The 18,147-nt window shown below is 58.5% G+C and carries 16 protein-coding genes; 9 read left to right on the plus strand and 7 right to left on the minus strand.

The window, feature by feature from the left end:
• Positions 1 to 213: 213 nt before the first annotated feature.
• From G8764_RS20855 to G8764_RS20875, 5 genes are all read left to right on the plus strand, one after another.
• The gene (locus tag G8764_RS20855; protein ID WP_166167822.1) at positions 214 to 1,263 is read left to right on the plus strand and encodes a substrate-binding domain-containing protein; all 1,050 of its coding nucleotides are present in this window, start codon (positions 214 to 216) and stop codon (positions 1,261 to 1,263) included.
• A gap of 8 nt (positions 1,264 to 1,271) precedes the next feature.
• Positions 1,272 to 2,078 carry an ABC transporter permease gene (locus G8764_RS20860; RefSeq protein ID WP_166167825.1) on the plus strand — a complete coding sequence of 269 codons (807 nt, stop codon included), beginning with the start codon at positions 1,272 to 1,274 and terminating at the stop codon, positions 2,076 to 2,078.
• Entirely contained in the window at positions 2,072 to 2,827 is a 756-nt protein-coding gene (locus tag G8764_RS20865) for an ABC transporter ATP-binding protein (RefSeq protein ID WP_166167827.1), read from the plus strand. Before G8764_RS20860 ends, G8764_RS20865 begins: the two co-directional genes overlap by 7 nt.
• Positions 2,828 to 3,100: 273 nt before the next feature.
• The gene (gene nosP, locus G8764_RS20870; RefSeq protein WP_166167830.1) at positions 3,101 to 4,288 is read left to right on the plus strand and encodes a nitric oxide-sensing protein NosP; all 1,188 of its coding nucleotides are present in this window, start codon (positions 3,101 to 3,103) and stop codon (positions 4,286 to 4,288) included.
• Positions 4,272 to 6,947: a hybrid sensor histidine kinase/response regulator gene (locus G8764_RS20875; RefSeq protein WP_166167833.1), complete on the plus strand. Its 2,676-nt coding sequence runs from the start codon at positions 4,272 to 4,274 to the stop codon at positions 6,945 to 6,947. Before nosP ends, G8764_RS20875 begins: the two co-directional genes overlap by 17 nt.
• A gap of 222 nt (positions 6,948 to 7,169) precedes the next feature.
• Here G8764_RS20875 and G8764_RS20880 read toward each other — a convergent pair whose 3' ends face one another.
• The 5 genes from G8764_RS20880 to G8764_RS20900 form a co-directional block, all read right to left on the minus strand.
• On the minus strand, positions 7,170 to 7,832 hold the full coding sequence (locus G8764_RS20880) for a response regulator transcription factor (protein ID WP_166167836.1): 663 nt from the start codon (positions 7,830 to 7,832) through the stop codon (positions 7,170 to 7,172).
• A gap of 89 nt (positions 7,833 to 7,921) precedes the next feature.
• Entirely contained in the window at positions 7,922 to 8,725 is an 804-nt protein-coding gene (locus G8764_RS20885; protein ID WP_166167839.1) for an ABC transporter permease, read from the minus strand.
• Positions 8,722 to 9,495 (minus strand): ATP-binding cassette domain-containing protein, encoded by a 774-nt coding sequence (locus G8764_RS20890; protein ID WP_166167841.1) that lies wholly within the window; start codon positions 9,493 to 9,495, stop codon positions 8,722 to 8,724. Before G8764_RS20890 ends, G8764_RS20885 begins: the two co-directional genes overlap by 4 nt.
• Positions 9,492 to 10,454, minus strand: coding sequence for a YVTN family beta-propeller repeat protein (locus G8764_RS20895; protein WP_166167843.1), 963 nt, complete (start codon positions 10,452 to 10,454; stop codon positions 9,492 to 9,494). Before G8764_RS20895 ends, G8764_RS20890 begins: the two co-directional genes overlap by 4 nt.
• Positions 10,451 to 11,713 (minus strand): ABC transporter substrate-binding protein, encoded by a 1,263-nt coding sequence (locus G8764_RS20900; protein ID WP_207952018.1) that lies wholly within the window; start codon positions 11,711 to 11,713, stop codon positions 10,451 to 10,453. The genes G8764_RS20895 and G8764_RS20900 overlap by 4 nt, the downstream gene beginning before the upstream one ends.
• Before the next feature lie 228 nt (positions 11,714 to 11,941).
• Between G8764_RS20900 and pedF the strand changes: the two genes are divergently transcribed.
• The 4 genes from pedF (at position 11,942) to G8764_RS20920 (ending at position 17,455) form a co-directional block, all read left to right on the plus strand.
• Positions 11,942 to 12,385 carry a cytochrome c-550 PedF gene (gene pedF, locus G8764_RS20905; protein ID WP_166167845.1) on the plus strand — a complete coding sequence of 148 codons (444 nt, stop codon included), beginning with the start codon at positions 11,942 to 11,944 and terminating at the stop codon, positions 12,383 to 12,385.
• A gap of 36 nt (positions 12,386 to 12,421) precedes the next feature.
• On the plus strand, positions 12,422 to 13,303 hold the full coding sequence (locus G8764_RS20910) for a substrate-binding periplasmic protein (protein WP_166167847.1): 882 nt from the start codon (positions 12,422 to 12,424) through the stop codon (positions 13,301 to 13,303).
• A 109-nt stretch (positions 13,304 to 13,412) separates the two neighbouring features.
• A complete protein-coding gene (locus G8764_RS20915) occupies positions 13,413 to 15,173 on the plus strand; it encodes a PQQ-dependent methanol/ethanol family dehydrogenase (protein WP_207952019.1) in 1,761 nt (586 codons plus the stop codon).
• 113 nt (positions 15,174 to 15,286) lie between these two features.
• A complete protein-coding gene (locus G8764_RS20920) occupies positions 15,287 to 17,455 on the plus strand; it encodes a TonB-dependent receptor domain-containing protein (RefSeq protein ID WP_207952020.1) in 2,169 nt (722 codons plus the stop codon).
• Here the strand turns inward: G8764_RS20920 and G8764_RS20925 are convergent.
• Positions 17,428 to 17,883 carry a type II toxin-antitoxin system VapC family toxin gene (locus tag G8764_RS20925; RefSeq protein ID WP_166167849.1) on the minus strand — a complete coding sequence of 152 codons (456 nt, stop codon included), beginning with the start codon at positions 17,881 to 17,883 and terminating at the stop codon, positions 17,428 to 17,430. The two genes, G8764_RS20920 and G8764_RS20925, sit on opposite strands and share 28 nt — an antisense overlap.
• Entirely contained in the window at positions 17,884 to 18,114 is a 231-nt protein-coding gene (locus G8764_RS20930) for an AbrB/MazE/SpoVT family DNA-binding domain-containing protein (protein WP_166167851.1), read from the minus strand.
• Positions 18,115 to 18,147 lie beyond the last annotated feature (33 nt).

Below are 18,147 nucleotides of genomic sequence, written 5' to 3' on the forward strand. Positions count from 1 at the left end.
TTTTATTTACAGGGAAGTAATGTAAGCGGCGGGCGCATGGATGCGCAGGAGCCGCGATTTACAGGAACGTAATGGCCGCTACTCACTCCTCAATCTCGTCCTAAAGTACAATTCCCGAGTCCCGCGGGGCGCGCTAGGATGGCTGAAACCATAAACATAAAGCCCATAGCCTCAGCGCTGGGCACTGCAGGTGAAAAGTGCAACAGGTGAAGCGTGCGTTTCAGTAGCGAAATTGGCGAGCCGGCAGCGGGCGAATTAGTCACCGGCCGGGTAAAGTGGCTGCTGTTGCTGACCTTGCTGCTGTTGCCGGGTTTGTTGCCAATCTTCAGTAACCCCCTCAATGCCGGCACTCAGACGGTGCGGATCGGTGTTCTCAAGTTTGGCACCATCAATTGGGAGATGGAGGTTATTCAACGCCATCAGCTGGCCGAAAAAGCCGGCATCGATTTGCAGATCGTCCGTTTGGGTTCCACCCAGGCGCTGAAAGTAGCCTTGCAGGGCGGTGTGGTGGATGCCGTGGTCGGCGACTGGCTGTGGGCAGCCCGGCAGCTGGAGTTCAAGCGCGACTATTATTTCTACCCCTATTCGACCTCGGCCGCGTCGCTGGTGGTCGACCCCGTCAGTGGCATTGCCAGTTTCGACCAGCTCGCCGGCCGCCGCATTGGCGTAGCCGGGGGCCCCCTGAACAAGAGTTGGGTGCTCTATCGAGCCTACGCCCGCCGGGTTCACAACCTGGATTTGGCCTCCGACGCCACCATCAAGTTTGCCGCTCCTCCCATGTTAAACGCACTGCTGCAACAGCAGGAGCTCGATGCGGTGATCAACTTCTGGCATTACAGTGCCGAGCTCAATGCCGCGGGTATGCCCACTGTGTTGACTATGGGCGAGTTGCTGCAGGGGGTGGGGGTCGACCAGGATGTGCCGCTGCTGGGCTGGTTGTTTAGCCGTCGCTGGGGCGATGAACACGCGGATGCCATAAACGCCTTCCTGGCGGTTTCGGCCGCAGCCAAGCAGTTGTTGCTGCATTCCGACCGGGAGTGGGAACAGCTCGAGTCGATGGCGAGAATAGAGAGTGAAGCCCTGAAACACGCCTTGCGCGACCAATACCGGGCGGGAATTCCCGCGGGCTTTGGTCGTCGCGAACAACAGGCCATGGGTCAGCTATTTGCCGTGCTCAAGGAAGAGGGTGGGGCGGACATGGTTGGCAAACTGGCGCAATTACCGGAAGCGATATTTTGGCCAAGCCCAGTGATAGCTCAATAAGCCCCGTTATGAGGCCCCTGAAAGGCGACTGGTTCGACGGCGCTGGTATTGCTGCCCGCTGGACACGGTTCGCGGGCAAATTGTTCAGCAGGGGGCTGTCGGTTTTCTTGCTGCTGGTGGTCTGGCAAGCCGGGGTGCAAATCTTTGAGCCGGCCCTGCTACCCGCGCCCTCGGCAGTGGCGCAGCTGATTTGGCAATACACGCTCGACGGCGATTTGCTCTTGCATCTCGGTATCACCCTGCGCCGGGTGGCGTTGAGTTTTGCCATTGCCATGTTGTTGGGCATGGTGGTGGGACTGTTGATGGGGCACTACCGGCGGGTCGACAAGTTTCTCGACGGACTGGTCACCCTGGCGCTGAACCTGCCCGCACTGGTGGTCATTATTCTGTGCTTTATCTGGCTGGGTCTGAACGATGTGGCGGCGGTGGTGGCGGTGGTCATTAACAAGGTGCCGAATATCGCGGTGACCTTTCGCGAGGGCGCCAAGAATATCGATCGCGATCTGTTGGCGGTTGCTAAAGCCTACCGGGTGCCCTTTATGCGCACTCTACGGCAAGTGTACCTGCCCCAGCTTTTACCCTATTTCCTGGCGGCAGCGCGCTGTGGCCTGGCCCTGGTCTGGAAAATTGTGCTGGTGGTGGAATTACTGGGTTGCAGTGAGGGTGTCGGCTTCCAGCTGGGCAACTATTTCCAGCTGTTCGATATCGCCAGTATCCTGGCCTATACCTTCGCCTTCGTGGCGGTGGTTTACTCGGTGGAAGTGTTTGTATTGCAGCCCTGGGAACGCTCGGTCAGCAGGTGGCGCACATGCTAGACATCCATATTGAACGTAAATCCTACGGTGACAGCGAGCCCGTCATTGCCGATTTGCATTTCGAGGTCCACAGCGGCGAGTTTGTGGCGTTGGTGGGGCCATCGGGGGCGGGCAAGAGTACCCTGTTGCAGTTGATCTGTGGCCTGGATAAGGATTATCGCGGTACCGTCGCAGCCCGCTTTCAACCCGGTGTCGCGGCCACCACTGCGGTTATGTTCCAGGACCCTCGGTTGATGCCCTGGTTGACGGTGGAGCAAAATATCGCGCTGGTGGTGGGTGACAGCGAGGTCAATCGACGCCGGGCCGCGCAGTTAATGGCGGCGGTGGGCATATTCGAGCACAGGTACAGCTATCCTGCCCAGTTATCGGGTGGCATGAAAAAGCGGGTGGCTCTTGCCCGGGCCTTTATCACCAAGCCGGATTTGCTGTTGCTGGATGAACCTTTCTCGTCCCTGGACCAACCGGCTGCCGAGGAGTTGCGGCAGTTGACCCGGCAGCTGTGTACAGAGCACGGGGTTACCGTACTCTATGTCACTCACGACCTGCCCGAAGCCATCAGCCTCGCCGACAGGGTATTGTTCCTGTCGCCCTCACCCATGCGGGTGGTGCTGGATAAAGCGGTTAATATCAAGCGTCCGCGGCGCCTCGGCGACGCTGCGGCAGTGGTGTTCCTGGCCCGGCTATTGGAGCAGTATCCGGATATCCTCAAGGGCCACAAGCTACCGACACAGGCCGTTGAGGCGGGTTGATAAAGCGCGGGTATGAACCTTGTTCTGCGCTCGATAAGTCGCTAACCTCGGGTGGGGTTAATGTTCAATCATAAATTACGTATTTTATTTAAAAGTCATTCCCGATTTAAAAGTCATTCCCGCGCAGGCGGGAATCCATAGAATAGAACCCGTATTATCCCCGATCGCCGCCGATTTGGGGATGAGAATAATGAGCTTCTGGCTGGTTAGTGAGCCTGTGTTGCAAAATATAGCAAACCAAAAATTCGAATTATTATAACAAGGGATTTTCCCATGAAGCCGCAATTAGTGAGCAACCTATCGTCCTCCACGCCAGCATCGGGCGTCAAGCGCGCGGGCTCGGAGAACCCCAATCCGGACGAGGCCGCGCGGGAGATTCATGCCGGGCTGGCACAGGAATCCCCGGCCTGCATTATTTTTTACTGCAGTGCCGACTATTGCCTCGAGCTGTTGTCGCAGGAACTGGAAAAGTTATTCTCCGGTATTCAGTTGATCGGTTGTACCACTGCCGGTGAGATAACGCCGCTGGGTTGCAGGGTCAACTCCATTTCCGCCTTCAGCTTGTCCAGTGCGCAGTTTGCGGTGGAGGCCAAACTGATTGAGAACCTGGCCAGCTTTACCGCTGACGAGGCGGAAATCCTGGTCAGCGATATGGTGCAACGCCTGAAGAACCATGCGGTTGCCCCCATTGCCGGGCACAGCTTCGCGCTGTCGCTGCTCGATGGCATGTCGATCCGGGAAGAACTGGTGCTGAACGCGCTCAGCAGTGGCTTGCAGGAGATACCCCTGGTGGGTGGTTCGGCCGGCGACAACCAGCATTTCGTCGATACCCAGATTTATTTCAATGGTACGTTTCAGGCCAAGTCAGCGGTGCTGGTGCTGGTCAATACCATCTGCCCGTTTGAAGTGTTCAGCAGCCATCATTTGATTCCGCAAACCGACAAACTGGTGGTCACCCGGGCCTCGCCCTACGAGCGGGTGGTACACGAGTTTAACGCTGAGCCTGCGGCGCTGGAATACTGCCGGATCAACGGCCTCGCCATTGAGGACCTGACGGCGGAAACCTTTGGCGTCTGTCCGCTGGCGGTGCAATTGAGCGATGAGCTCTATGCCCGCTCCATCCAGAAGGTCAATGACGACCTGAGCCTGACGTTTTTTTGTGCCATCGATGTGGGTGTGATCCTGACCAGCATGCGCTCGTCGGGGTTGGTGGCGCACACCAAGGAGTTGTTGAGTCGCATTACCGAAAAGATTGGCAGCCCGCAGGTGATAATTGGCTATGACTGCATTCATCGGCGCTGTGAAATAGATCGCCTCAACCTGGTGGATGCCATGTCGGAGCTCTACGCCCGCTACAATGTGATTGGCTTCAATACCTACGGCGAACAGAGCAATGGCATGCATTTGAATCACACCTTAACCGGGGTGGCAATCGGGTCAGTGGATGATGGACGGCGATAAGACTCGCGCCGGCACAGGCGCCGCTGCTGCCGAGCAGGGCGAAAGCAGTGACTTGCAAGAGGGTTACGCCGCGCTGCTCTATGAAAATCAAAAGCTGAAAAAAATAAACCAGGTGTTGATGCAGCGTGTGGAAATGGGCTGGGGCAATCACAGTGATGCCTATCGCTCGTTTGAAAGCGCGGCGTTACTGGCCGATAAGGTAAAAGAGCGCACCCGGGAGTTGCGCCAGACACTCAACCGCCTGGAGGAAAGTAACGAAAAGCTGGCCCGGGCCCGGGCGGCATCGGAACGGGACCGACAGATTCTCCGCGACGCAATCGAAAGCATTCCGGAGTCTTTTGCCCTGTTCGATGCGCAGCGGCGCTTGCTGCTGTCCAACAGTCGCTTCCGCTCCTTTTGGAGTTCGGCCTCGATCAAACTGGAAGTGGGGGTGACCCGCTTGCCCGACTTGAAGCGGGCCGCCGCTGGCCTCGGCTTTATCGACAAGCGTGCGCGCATCCGCGGCAAAGCCGAGGCGCAAGCGCAACCCGGCCAGCCGGGTGAACTGGTGTTTCGCCTGCAAAATGGCCACTGGATACAGATGTCCGAACACCCCACCTCCGAGGGGGGGCTGGTGGTTATCTACACCGATATCACCTCGATCAAGGAGAGTGAAAAGTTGCGCCGCCAGCGGGAAGTGGCGGAACAGGCGCTGATCTTGCAATCGACCCTGGAAAATATGTCCGAGGGCGTGGCGCTGGTGAATGGCGACTGCAAACTCGAATCCTGGAATCGCCGCTTTGTGGAGCTGAGCGGCTTGGACACAGAAATGATCGAGCGCGGCGTCAACTTCCAGCAACTGTTGGCGGCCACAGAGCTGGGCGATACCCCGATACCCGGGCAGTTGTCCAACTGCTCGCCGGGCGAAGTAATCTACATGGGTGAGAAAACCCTGGCCAGTGGCCTGGTGCTTTTGGTCCGGCGCCACGCCATCGCCGGCGGCGGTTTTCTCGATACCTACGCGGACATTACCGATCGCTTCAAGAACGAAGAGGCGCTGCGTGAGAGCGAGCAGCGCATTCGGCTGATTACCGATGCCATGCCCGCCATGATCTCCTACGTCACTCGGGATTTGCGCTACGAATTCGTCAATCGCTACTTCGAAGACTGGTTTGATCGGCCGCGCAGTTCAATACTGGGGCAGTCGCTGCCCGATCTGCTGGCCACTCGGGACTACCAGATTCACCGGCCCTATATCGACAGCGCCCTGCACGGGCGGCAGGTCAATTTTGAAGTGGAACAAACCCTGGACGGCAAGAAAAGCCGCAATTTTCGCAAGACCTATATTCCCCACTTTGACGGCGACAAGAAGGTGGTGGGGTTCTTTTCTCTGGAGCAGGACATCACCCAGCAGCGCCGCACCGCGCAGGCGCTGCAACAGGCTTACGAACATATGGAGCAGCGGGTCAGTGTCAGGACCCGGGAGATCTCCACCATCAACCAGCAGTTGCGCAAGGAGATTGACGAGCGCCAATTGGTTGAGGCCAGCTTGATCGAGGCGAAAAAAGCCGCTGACCTGGCCAACGAATCAAAAACCAAATTCCTCGCCGCCGCCAGCCACGACCTGTTGCAACCCATGAATGCCGCCAGGCTATTCTCCGCCGCCCTCAACGACCTGGAATTGCCCGCCAGCGCCATACAGCTGGTCAATTCCCTCAGTTACTCGCTGGAGGATGTCGAATCATTGATCAGCGCGCTGGTGGATATCTCCAAGCTGGAAGCGGGCGTGGTCGAGCCGGTGCCGGAGACGTTTATGGTGGATGAACTGCTGGGCAAGCTGGTGAACGAATATTCAGCCCAGGCCGCTAAAGCCGGCCTGCAGCTGGGCTACGTCAAATCCTCCGCCGCCATTCATACCGACAGCCAGTTACTGGCGCGCATCCTGCGCAATATACTCACCAACGCCATTCGCTACACCCCCGCGGGCAAGATCGTGTTGGGCTGTCGACGCCACACAGCGGGGCTGGAAATCCAGGTGTGGGACACGGGCATTGGCATCCCCCAGGACAAGATCCATGAGATCTTTGAAGAGTTTAGCCGCGTCGATCCGAAGCAGCGCCGCAGCGACAAGGGGCTGGGACTGGGGCTGGCGATTGTGGACCGCATCGCACGGGTGTTGGGACATCGGGTAAAAGTGAAATCAAAGCTGGGCCAGGGCTCCTGCTTCTCCATTTTGATTCCCTACGGCGTGATCGAAGCTGACCGCGGCAGCGCCGCTCTGGAACTGGACACCCTCGGGCGCTCCATCTACGGCGCCAGTGTGCTGGTTATCGATAACGACAGTGAAATTTGTGCCGGCATGCGCGCCTTGCTGGAAGGCTGGAAGTGCCATGTCACCACGGTGCAGTCCATCGAGGAACTGGCCCAGCTGCAGCAGGGCAGCGAGCAGGGATTACAGCTGATGATTGCCGATTACCACCTGGACGATAATCGCACCGGCCTGGAGGCTATCGCCCTGCTGGAAAAACAGTTGCAGCGAACAGTGCCGGTGATTTTGATCACCGCCAACTACAGCAATGAATTGCGCCAGCTGGCGCGAGATTCCGGCTATGTCCTGATGAACAAGCCCATAAAGCCACTCAAACTAAAAGCGGTAATGGCCAATATTCTGGGCAACTAGTAAAACTAAGCACCTCAAAGAAGAAATCTGGACGCTGGCACAATGGTAGGTCTGGTGGCGGGGGCTTGCTTTCAAGACCCTCGACAGCATGGATGCTGTCGTGGAGCCCCCAAGGATGGGTTAACGGCGAGTCTTGAAAGCAAGACCCCGCCGCCAGGCCGGGAGAGATACTAATAACCCAAAGGCTACAAGCTATATACCTGCTACCGCCGATGCCTGCAATTACCGATTATTGTAACTGCTAAAGTCAATATTCGAAGCGCACAGCACCGCCTGGATGCGGTTGTGCACGTTGAGCTTTTGCAAAATGGCGGACACGTGGGACTTCACCGTGGTCTCGGCAATATTGAGTTCGTAAGCAATCTTCTTGTTGGATTCACCTTTCGCCATGCGTTCAAACACCAACAGTTGGCGCCGGCTGAGGGAGCCGATCAACTTGGGGTCAATTTCGGTTTTATTGGTTTGCTGGCGCTTGGGTTCGGAGCTGCTGCGAATTACGTCAGAGGGCAAGTACACCTGGCCGTTCAGGATTTGCTCCAGCGCATCGCCGATATGATGGCTGTCCGAGGACTTGGTGATAAAACCCACCGCGCCGTAAGTCACCGCCTGTAACACCACACTCTTGTTTTCTTCCGCGGAAATAATCACCACCGGCACTTCCGGGTAGTTATTGCGCACCTTGACTATGCCGTTGAGTCCGTCCATACCCGGCATGTTCAAGTCCAGCAACACCAGGTCCAGGTCCGGAGTCTCCTCAAGCAGTGCCAGGGCGGAATCCAGATCCTCGCTGGTGAGGGCGGTTGCGCCGGGAAATTTTTTCTCCAGCACGCCGGTAATGGCATCGCGGAACAGGGGGTGGTCGTCGGCAATCAGAATCTTGTACATGGGCGTCACGTTTTCCGGTTATCTGGCATTATTATCAGTCGGTAAATATACCCCAATCCGGGGCGCCGGCCCAGTCTGGCCCGGCAGTCTCAGCTCGGCGGCTTGCCCCGCTGTGGCCTGTTGCGCGGCTGGTAAGCGCTGATGGCGGCAAATAGCAGCACTGCAGTTACCGCTGCAGTAACCCCCAGTGCCGGCAGGTTGAGGCTGGCGTAGAGCGCGAAGCGGATCAATTCCACCGCGTGGGTAAACGGGTTGTAGAGGCAGACCAGGTAGATGAACTCACTGGACTCACGCATGCGCCAAAGGGGGTACAGGGCGGAAGACAGAAAGAACATGGGGAACACCACAAAATTCATCACCCCGGCAAAATTCTCCAGCTGCTTGATCAGGATGGACAGCAACAGGCCAAGTGAACAGAGCATTAGCGAGGCCAGCAGAACCGCCGGCAGCAGCCAAAAATAGCCACTGGCCGGCATCACAATATCGAACAGCGCGGCGATCAGTAAAAAAGTGTAGACCTGTAGCAGGGATACCAGCGAAGTGGAGAGTATCTTGCAGAGCAGCAGGTAACTGCGCGGCATGGGGCTGGTCAACAAGACTTTCATGCTGCCCATCTCCCGGTCATAGACCATGGACAGGGAGCTCTGCATGCTGTTGAACAGCAGGATAATGCCCACCAGGCCTGGGGTGATATAGACCTCGTAAGTGATATAGGTCTCGTAGGGCGGAATGATGGCGATACCAAGCGCGGCCCGGAAGCCGGCGGCGAAGACCAGCAACCACAGTAACGGCCGCACCAGGGCGCTGGCAAAGCGGGCGCGCTGCTGCAGGAAACGGTGCAGTTCCCGCTTGAAAATACCGAGGAAACAATAGCTTGCGGTGGCCAGGTTCATGTTGTCAGCTCCCCGGTTTGCGTGCCGGTCAGGCGCCCGAACAGATCAATGAGTCGGTCGCAGTGATGTTCTAGCAACAGCTCTTCGCAGCGATTCTGGGCCAGCTTGTTGCCGCGGTGCAGGATCATCACCTGGTCGGCAGCCTCCACTTCATCGATCAGGTGGGTGGCCCAGAGCACGGCGATACCCTGCTGCTGGCAGAGATCGCGCACGTGGCGATTGATATTGGCGCGGGTTTCCAGGTCGAGCCCGGCGGTGGCCTCATCCAGCAATAACAAGCGCGGGCGGTGCAACAGGGCGCGGGCAATTTCCACCCGCCGCTGGTGGCCGCCATTCAAATGGCGGATCTTTTTGCCGGCGGCATCGCCCAGTTGCAGGCGCTCAAGCTCCACCAGCGAGCGTGCCCGGGCCTCGCGACTGCTCATGCCATGCAGCGCGGCGTAGTAATTCAGGTTCTGTATCACAGTCAGGTCCGGGTCCAGGGTCGATTGCTGGAACACCACGCCCATTGACTTGAGGGCGGCGGAGCGCGCCTGGCGGATGGAGGTGCCGTCCACCAGGATATCCCCCTGCTGCAGCCGCAGTAATTGGGTCAGCAGGGCGAAGAGGGTGCTTTTGCCGGCGCCGTTGGGCCCCAACAGTGCCAGGAACTGCCCCGGGAAGAGATCGAAGGACAGGTTCGCCAGCGCCGCCTTGCCGCCTTCCGGCTGGCGCTGGCTGCGGTTGTACTGGTAGTTGAGCTCGCGCCCCGAGAGGATGGCGGTGTTCATAGCGGCTTGACCGCAATGCCCCAGGGGTAGCGACCGACGCGCACCGTCTTCAGGACCTTGAGCTTGTTGGTATCAATGATGGAAACATCGCCGCTGACGCCATTGCTGGTCAGCAGCAGGGACTGGTCCGCGGAAAAGCCCAGGTGCCAGACGCGCCGCCCCACCAGCAGGTATTTTTCCACCGCGTAGGTCTGCGCGTTGACCACCGCCACATGATTGGCCGGCCCGAGGGCGACAAAGGCGTAGCGGCCGTCGTCGCTCAACTTGATGCCCACCGGCTGGATCTTGTCGCGGTGCACGCCAGCAATCTTGAAATCGATTTGCTGGATGATCTTGCGCTGGTCAGTGCGGATCACGGCCACGGTGCCGCCGATTTCCGAGGAGGCCCACAGCAGTGAGCCGTCCTTGCTGAACTCGACGTGCCGCGGGCGCTGGCCCACCAGGGTGTTGTCGATCAGTTGATGGTTGCTGGCGTCGATCCAGTGCAGCATGTTGGTGGTCTCGGAGGTGTTCACCACCCAGCGCCCATCCGGGCTGACCGCCATGCCCTCGGGCTCAACCCCGACATCGATTTGCGCGATCACCGATTTCTCCCGGGTGTCGACCACGGTGACTACCGCGTCGTCTTCGTTGGCGATGTAGAGGTGGCGGTCGTTGGGGTGCAAGGCGAACTGTTCCGGGTCTTCGCCGGAGGGCAGGTCGGCAATCACCTGGCCGCTTTTGACGTCCAGAATCTGCACGCTGTCGGAATCGCTGGCGCAGATGTAAAGCTTGCTGTAATCCCGGTTGAACACGATCCCCCGCGGCCTGGCGCCCACCTCGATGGTGGCGGTTACCTCGAAGGTGTCCAGGTCGAGTACCGACAGGGTGTTGTCTTTTTCATTGGAGATATAGGCCAGGTCGGCGAGGGCGGCAGCGCTGCAGGTGGCGCTGATCGCCAGTAGGAGTGCTCTTATCATTTCAGGTCTTCCCGTGGGTTGAGGGTCGATAGGTTGGCCCTGGTCTGGAGTGGGGCGGCAGCCTGCAGGGGGGGCAGCGTGGTGGCAAAATCACAGCTGCTCTCCGGCCGGTCGTAGCCGAGGGTATCCAGCTCGGTCAGCGGGTGCAGGAACCCCTCCTGGGGCGATTGGCTGACCAGGGCATTGGGTTGCACCAGCGCGATGGGCTGGCGCAGTTGGCCGTTCCAGTCGCGAAAACTGAGCTTGCGGCCCTTGAAGGCGGCGATCTGGAATTGCTCGCCCAGCAGGTAGGCGTAGACCGTTGCCGCGCTGTCGCTGCCGCTGCGGGTGACCGCTTCGCCAATCACCCGGACGGCCAGCCAGGCGGCATAATCCTTGTCGTTCATCCAGCGCCCGGCGTGCTCGCTGAAGCGGCGCTGCAGCTGGCTGGCGCCCCATTGCTCGATGCTGTGGTGCCAGCCGCTGGGCACCAGCCCCTGGGTGCCGGCCACCGGCCGCGGCAGCCAGGTGTTGTAGGGCAGGTACTCGCCGAAATCACCCAGTTCGTCCGCCACCACCACCACATGATGGTCTTTGGCCCGGGTGAAAGCCGGTATTTCCTGTTGTGCCATACGCCGCAGGTCGGTGCTGAATGACCAGGTTTTGCTGTCGATAATGGTGGCCCCAAAGCGCTGCGCCGAGCGCCGCAACGATTGGCTGTAGAGCTGGTCTTCGGGCCGTGGGCCGCTGATGTGCAGCCAGCGATTCCAGCGTTTGCGCACCAGGAACTGGGTCAGGGCATCGGTCAGCATGGCGCGGCTTGGCAGGGTGTGCAGCAGGCCGCTGCGGCAGTCGCTGGTGCGCAGCTGGTTGGCGCTGCTGCCGGCGTTAAAGATGATGGCGCGACCGGCTATTTGCGGGTGTTGGGCGAGGCGTGAGAGGGTGGCGGCCGGCAGGTTGGCGATGATCAGCCCGTTGCCGCCGGCGACCCAGTCCAGGGCGCGCTGCAGCAGCGCGGCGCTGTCTTCACTGCGCTGGGCCTCCAGGCTGTAGTTGTGCAGGAGAAAGCGGCCGGTGGTGTTGTTATCACTGATGCCCAATTCGGCCCCGCGCAGGCCTTCGTCGGCCGGGGGCGGCAGGGTATTGGACATGACCGCCACCACCGGTGGCTGCCAGTGCAGGTACAGGACCGGGATTTGCAGTGGCTGGGCCAGGGGCGCGGTGCTGGTCAGCAGTAGCAGCAGTGCCAGGGCCCGCTTGATTCGATAATTATTATTCAAAGTGCGATCACCTGTGGTGATGAGTTTGGCTACCCATTAGTCGTAATAGTAGGCCCAACTGGCCTCGTCCGAAATGACTAAAAGGGATGAAAAGAATGGTACCCAAGTACAATGGCCGGGTCTGTGGGCCTCGTTTAGCATGTTCTCCATTGGCAACAGTAACCGGCGGCTGGGAGCGGCAAGTCTGTTGACAGGATTCTCCTAATAATTCTAAGCGAGGCACATGTTATGAGCACTTTAAAACTGGCAGGAGCTGTTTGTTTGGCGGCGTCACTGTTCTCCGCGAGCAGCGTTATGGGGCACGGCGACGTCACCCCACAGGCAGTGGATGTAAGCAAATTGAAGCCGCTGGGTGAGGAGTGGCTGGAAGAGAATCCCTACTCCGGCGATGACATGGCCATAAAAGTGGGCGATTCCGCCTACAACCAGAACTGCGCCCGCTGTCACGGCCTGGAAGTCATTTCCGGCGGTATTACCCCCGACCTGCGCAAGCTCAATGATGAAACGGAGTTTGATACCAAAGCCGAAGCCGATGACTGGTTTATGATGCGGGTACGCAATGGCGCGGTGGTGGACGGTCGGGTCTATATGCCGCCGTTTGAGAGTATTCTCAGCCAGGAAGCCATGTGGGCCATTCGCGCCTATATCGAATCTCGCGGTCTGATCGAGTAAGGGCGCCGGGTCGTGCAGGCGCTTCGAGGTTACCCAATGCTGACCGGGCAAGTGTTGTGGCTGCTGTTGGTGCTGCTGGCTGGCTTCAGCACCACAGCACAGGCCCGCAGCTATGACGACGTTATCGCCTCCGGTTATTTGGACATTGCGGTCTACCGGGAATTTCCCCCGTATTCCTTTATGGACAGTGACGGTCCCGCTGGTATCGATATCGAAATTGGCAAGCTCATTGCCGCCGATCTCAAACTCGAGCCGCGCTGGTTCTGGCTCACCGCCGATGAAAATCTCGAAGACGATCTGCGCAACGCCATCTGGAAAGGCCAGATTCTCGACCCTGAGAAAAAGAAAGCTGACCTGATGCTGCGGGTGCCCTACGACCGCAAATTCAGCTACGCCGTCGATGGCTACGGGCTACCCAAGAACGAGCTGGTGCATATGTTTGCTCCCTACCAGCGCGAGAGCTGGGCGTTGGCACGCAACCTGGAAAAAACCGGAGATGTTCGCAACCTGGCCATTTTCCGCTACGAAAAAGTCGCGGTGGAGATAGATTCGCTGCCGGATTTCTTTCTCGGTTCGACCCTGGGTGGGCGTCTGCGTGACAACCTGGTGCATGTGCTCGATGTGTATGCCGGCCTGGAGCAATTGGAGGCCGGCACCCTGGGCGCCGTGGCCGGTATGCGCGGGCAGTTGCAGTGGGGCTTGTCGCGGCTGGCGGGACAATACGACCTCAGTGCCGACGGCCTGCAGGCCATGAGCCTGCGCGCATGGGATATCGGCATGGCGGTGAAGAGCGATTATCGACAATTCAGCTATGCGGTGGAAGCCATTGTCGAAAAGCGGATTGCGGACGGTTCGATTACCGCGATCTTCCAGCAGTACCAGCTCAGCTACGAGCAACCATCAATTTACGCAGACTGAGCAAAAAACATTTACTCACGAGTTCGCAAGGCGACAGGCGAAGTGTAAACACCAAAGTTCAAAGGCAGTAACTTGAACAGCAATGATGCTACTATCCAGGAGAAATATAATGAAAAGTCTATCTTTATCCGGCGGGCTACTGGCCTCGGCAATAACCCTGGCGATATCGCTACCGCTGGGCATGTCGGCCCAGGCCAATGTCACCGACAAGGACATTCTCAACGACCAGGAGACGGTCGACGATGTGGTCAGTTACGGTATCGGGCCCCGCGGGCAGCGCTATAGCCCCCTGAAAAAACTCAACACCAAAACCGTAAAGAAAATGCACCCGGCCTGGGCATTTTCCTTTGGCGGGGAGAAGCAGCGCGGCCAGGAAAGCCAGCCGCTGGTGAAAGACGGGGTCATGTACGTGACCGCGTCCTATTCCCGTATCTACGCTGTTGATACCGTAACCGGGGAAGAGCTGTGGCAGTACGAAGCGCGGCTGCCGGATGGCATCATGCCCTGTTGTGACGTGATCAATCGCGGCGCGGCACTGTATGAGGACCTGGTCATTTTCGGGACCCTGGATGCCAAGCTGGTAGCGCTGGATAGCAAAACCGGCAAAGTGCGCTGGCGCAAAACCATGGGCAGCTACAAGGCCGGCTACTCCTCTACGGCTGCGCCCATGATCGTCAAGGGTATGGTGGTAACCGGGGTTTCCGGTGGTGAATTCGGGGTGGTCGGCAAGGTCGAGGCGCGCGATGCCAAAACCGGCAAGCTGATCTGGACCCGGCCTACTGTAGAAGGTCACATGGGTTACCTGAACGGCGAGGAAAACGGCATCACCGGCGGCGCCGCCAACCAAACCTGGACCGGCGACCTGTGGAAAACCGGTGGTGCAGCCACCTGGCTGGGCGGTACCTACGACCCGGACACCGACCTGATCTTTATGGGTACCGGCAACCCCTCACCGTGGAACTCCCACCTGCGCCCGGGGGATAACCTGTACAGCTCCTCCCGCCTGGCCATCGACCCCGATACCGGCAAGATCGTCTGGCACTTCCAGACCACGCCCCACGACGGTTGGGATTTTGACGGCGTCAACGAGGTGATAGCGTTCGACTACAAGGAGAAGGGCAAGACCGTCAAGGCAGCTGCCACCGCCGACCGCAACGGCTACTTCTATGTGTTGGATCGCACCGATGGTAAATTCATTCGCGGCTTCCCGTTTATCTCCAATATCACCTGGGCCAAGGGCCTGGATGAAAACGGACGCCCGATAATCAACGAAGCCAGTCTCCCCGGCAACCCCGCCGACAGTGAAGATGGCAGTAAGGGCACAACGGTATTTTCGGTGCCTTCCTTCCTCGGCGGCAAGAACTGGATGCCCATGGCCTACAGCCAGAAAACCGAGCTGTTCTATGTACCCTCCAACGAGTGGGGCATGGATATCTGGAATGAGCCGGTAAGCTACAAGAAAGGTGCCGCCTACCTGGGTTCCGGTTTTACCATCAAGCCGATCTTCGATCATATCGGTTCGCTCAAGGCCATCAACCCCAAGACTGGTGAGATCGAGTGGGAGTTCAAGAATGACGCGCCATTGTGGGGTGGGGTTCTGGCAACGGCGGGCAACCTGGTGTTCTTCGGCAACCCCGAGGGCTACCTGCTTGGCTTGAATGCCAAGACCGGTGAAGTGGAGTACAAATTCAACACCGGATCTGGTATCGTCGGCTCGCCCATCACCTGGGAGCAGGATGGCGAACAGTATCTCAGCGTTGTTTCTGGCTGGGGTGGTGCAGTACCCTTGTGGGGTGGCGAGGTGGCCAAGAAGATCAAAAACCTCAACCAGGGCGGCACCGTCTGGACCTTCAAGTTGCCGAAATCCTGATCCCTGCCATCTCCGGACTTAAGCAGTTATGACCCCTCCCGGGCGGCTATCGCACGGCCAGAGCGCGATAGCCGCACCGGGGCACCTATTACAATTACGATAAGGAAGAGAACGTGAACATTAATATCAGCAATACGCGCAATCCCGGTTCTCGTTTCCATGCCCCTTATGAGCTGGCAGTTTCCGGCCGAACATTAGCGCTTGCCATTGGCCTGCTGGCCTGGTCGGCGCAACCCCTGGCGAACACCGGGAACACCCGGCAGTCAGTCGTTCAGGAACAGCACCAGGGTCTGGAACAGGTGGTGACTTCTGCCACCAGGCTGCAATCCGACCCCCTCGATTACATTGGCAGTATCAGCGCTTTGAGTGAAGAAGCCCTCGCGCTGGTATCCCACACCCACGTACAGGAAAGCTTGCTGCGAGTGCCCGGCGTCAATATGAACCGCGGTGAAGGCCAGGAGTATTTGCCGGCCATACGCTCGCCGGTGTTGACCGGCTCCGGTGCCTGCGGCGGCTTCCTTATGGCGGAAGACGGTATTCCGTTGCGGGCGGCCGGCTTTTGCAATATCAACGAGTTGTTTGACGCCCACACCGAGATGGCGCAGCGCATCGAAGTGCTGCGCGGTCCCGGTACCGCCCTGTACGGCTCCAATGCCCTGCACGGCGTGATCAACGTCATCACCCCGGATCTCTCCCGCGACGATAGCGTGCTGGGTCTGGAAGCGGGGCCCTATGACTTTGGCCGCATTAAGCTGCGCACCGCCACCGACCTGGGGCAGGCTTCGCGCCTGGGGGTCAGTTTGAGCCTCACCCACAACGACGGCTACCGCGACGCGTCCGGCGTGGATCAACAAAAGCTGAGCCTGCGGCACCGCTACGAGGCGGAACAGTGGAACCTGGAGAGCGGCTTGACCGCCACCAACCTGGAGCAGGAAACCGCTGGCTATATCAGCGGTCTCGATGCCTACAAGGATTCTGCCCTGGCCCGCTCCAACCCCAACCCGGAGGCGTATCGCGATTCGCAATCCTTGCGTCTGTGGTCGCGCCTGACCTATCAGCTCGATGAGCATCGGAGTCTGGTGGTCACACCTTATGCGCGCCATACCGACATGGACTTCCTGATGCACTTCTTGCCGGGCAGCCCGCTGGAAGAAAACAGCCAGCAGAGTGTCGGCGTGCAGTCGGCTTACTATATAGCCGCCGCCGACGACCTCAATATTATCACCGGTATCGATGCCGAGTTTACCCAGGGCGACCTGCAACAAACCCAGGCCGAACCCACCCAGGGATCCGCCTTCCTGCAGGCAACCATACCCAGCGGCAAGCAGTATGACTACGACGTCGATGCCACTATGGTCGCGCCCTTCGCGCAGCTGGACTGGAGCTTCGCCAACGCCTGGATGCTGAGCCTGGGGCTACGCTATGAGTGGATGCAGTACGATTACAGCAATAACATGAACAGCGGCAGGGTCAGTGAAGACGGCAGTGCCTGCGGTTTCGGTGGCTGTCGTTATAGCCGGCCGGAAAGCGGTACTGACAGCTTTCGCAACTGGTCACCCAAGCTGGGCCTGAGCTACGCCTTCAGCGATACCCAAATGGCCTATATGAGCCTGGCTCGCGGCTTTCGGGCGCCGCAAACCTCGGAGCTGTATCGCCTGCAGCGCAGCCAGCAGGTCACCGACCTGGATTCGGAGCAGGTCGACAGCCTCGAACTGGGCATCAAGGGCACGATCGAGTCCCTGCAGTACGCCGTTGCCCTGTACGCCATGGAGAAAGACAACTACATCTTTCGCGATGCCGACTTTTTCAACGTCAGCGACGGTGAAACGGATCATCGCGGTGTGGAAGTAGAGGCCAACTACCGCATCAATTCGGCCTGGGATGTGGGGGTGAGCGCCAGTTACAGCAAACACACCTACGCCTACGACGAGTTGCTCGACGGAATCAATATTCGCGACAACGACGTCGATACGGCCCCACGGCACTTTGGCAGCGCCCGCCTGGGCTGGAATTTCCAACCCGGCAGCCGGGTAGAGTTGGAGTGGCAGCACGTCGGCGCCTATTATCTCGACGCGGAGAACCTGCACGAATACGAGGGCCACGACCTGCTCAACATGCGCGTCAGCTGGCAACCGGCAAGCGACTGGAAAGTCTACGCGCGCGCACTAAACCTGACCGACCGGGCTTACGCCGAACGAGCCGACTACACCACCTTCACCGACGAGCGCTACTTCCCGGGGACACCGAGAAGTTTCTACGCCGGGGTTGAGTTTATGTGGTAAGGGGGAGGGGGCTCGCTATTGGCCCCCGGCATGATTAAGTCGACAGTTGGGAAGTAGGTGGAGAAGCGCCCTTTATCCCGAGTGATCAGTTTGTAATTTTTGACAGCAGCGTGTGCGCCGATAAAAAAATCCGGTAGTACATTGTCTTTTTTACCTTTTCTGCGGCGATAATGTAGAAAGGCTTTGCCAGCTAAAAAAAGTGCTTCGCGAGGTATTGCCTTGCAGTCAAACGCCAATTTCGCGATCAGGTTTTCGACTTCTTCAATAGTTTCAAAACCGATAGAACATTCTGTGTATATTATCGGGTTTATTACGAAGGTGTGGTTGGGGTCCAATTGCTCAAGAGTATTGGCGCTCCATTCATACCAGCTGCTGTAGGGGTCGCAAAGGTCCGTGATGACGCACGAATCGACGAGAATGACGGCCATTCACTCGCCCCTGGTCAGTGCCATTATTTCCTCGGTACTCATGCGCAATCGCGCGCTCTTGTGTGCAGTGCGAAAGCGACTGGTTCCGTGTTTGTTAGTGGCCGCTTTACGCAAGTACCAACGTCCGTTTTCATCCTGGATAAACTCGACTTCGGTTTCAGCCGGCAGAATTCCCAAAGCTTGACGTACTTCCTGAGGAATAGTTACCTGTCCTTTGCTGGTTACTCGCATAGTACACCTCAAATTTCTTAGTAATACGGTAAG

The sequence above is a fragment of the Pseudomaricurvus alcaniphilus genome, from assembly GCF_011440395.1.
GTDB lineage: Bacteria > Pseudomonadota > Gammaproteobacteria > Pseudomonadales > Cellvibrionaceae > Pseudomaricurvus > Pseudomaricurvus alcaniphilus.

Excerpts from the sequence above, each read along its gene's own strand:
- G8764_RS20860 (WP_166167825.1), top strand. The coding sequence starts at position 1,272 with ATGAGGCCCCTGAAAGGCGACTGGTTCGACGGCGCTGGTATTGCTGCC.
- G8764_RS20865 (WP_166167827.1), top strand. The coding sequence starts at position 2,072 with ATGCTAGACATCCATATTGAACGTAAATCCTACGGTGACAGCGAGCCC.
- nosP (WP_166167830.1), top strand. The coding sequence starts at position 3,101 with ATGAAGCCGCAATTAGTGAGCAACCTATCGTCCTCCACGCCAGCATCG.
- G8764_RS20875 (WP_166167833.1), top strand. The coding sequence starts at position 4,272 with ATGATGGACGGCGATAAGACTCGCGCCGGCACAGGCGCCGCTGCTGCC.
- G8764_RS20880 (WP_166167836.1), bottom strand. The coding sequence starts at position 7,832 with ATGTACAAGATTCTGATTGCCGACGACCACCCCCTGTTCCGCGATGCC.
- G8764_RS20885 (WP_166167839.1), bottom strand. The coding sequence starts at position 8,725 with ATGAACCTGGCCACCGCAAGCTATTGTTTCCTCGGTATTTTCAAGCGG.
- G8764_RS20890 (WP_166167841.1), bottom strand. The coding sequence starts at position 9,495 with ATGAACACCGCCATCCTCTCGGGGCGCGAGCTCAACTACCAGTACAAC.
- G8764_RS20895 (WP_166167843.1), bottom strand. The coding sequence starts at position 10,454 with ATGATAAGAGCACTCCTACTGGCGATCAGCGCCACCTGCAGCGCTGCC.
- pedF (WP_166167845.1), top strand. The coding sequence starts at position 11,942 with ATGAGCACTTTAAAACTGGCAGGAGCTGTTTGTTTGGCGGCGTCACTG.
- G8764_RS20910 (WP_166167847.1), top strand. The coding sequence starts at position 12,422 with ATGCTGACCGGGCAAGTGTTGTGGCTGCTGTTGGTGCTGCTGGCTGGC.
- G8764_RS20915 (WP_207952019.1), top strand. The coding sequence starts at position 13,413 with ATGAAAAGTCTATCTTTATCCGGCGGGCTACTGGCCTCGGCAATAACC.
- G8764_RS20925 (WP_166167849.1), bottom strand. The coding sequence starts at position 17,883 with ATGGCCGTCATTCTCGTCGATTCGTGCGTCATCACGGACCTTTGCGAC.
- G8764_RS20930 (WP_166167851.1), bottom strand. The coding sequence starts at position 18,114 with ATGCGAGTAACCAGCAAAGGACAGGTAACTATTCCTCAGGAAGTACGT.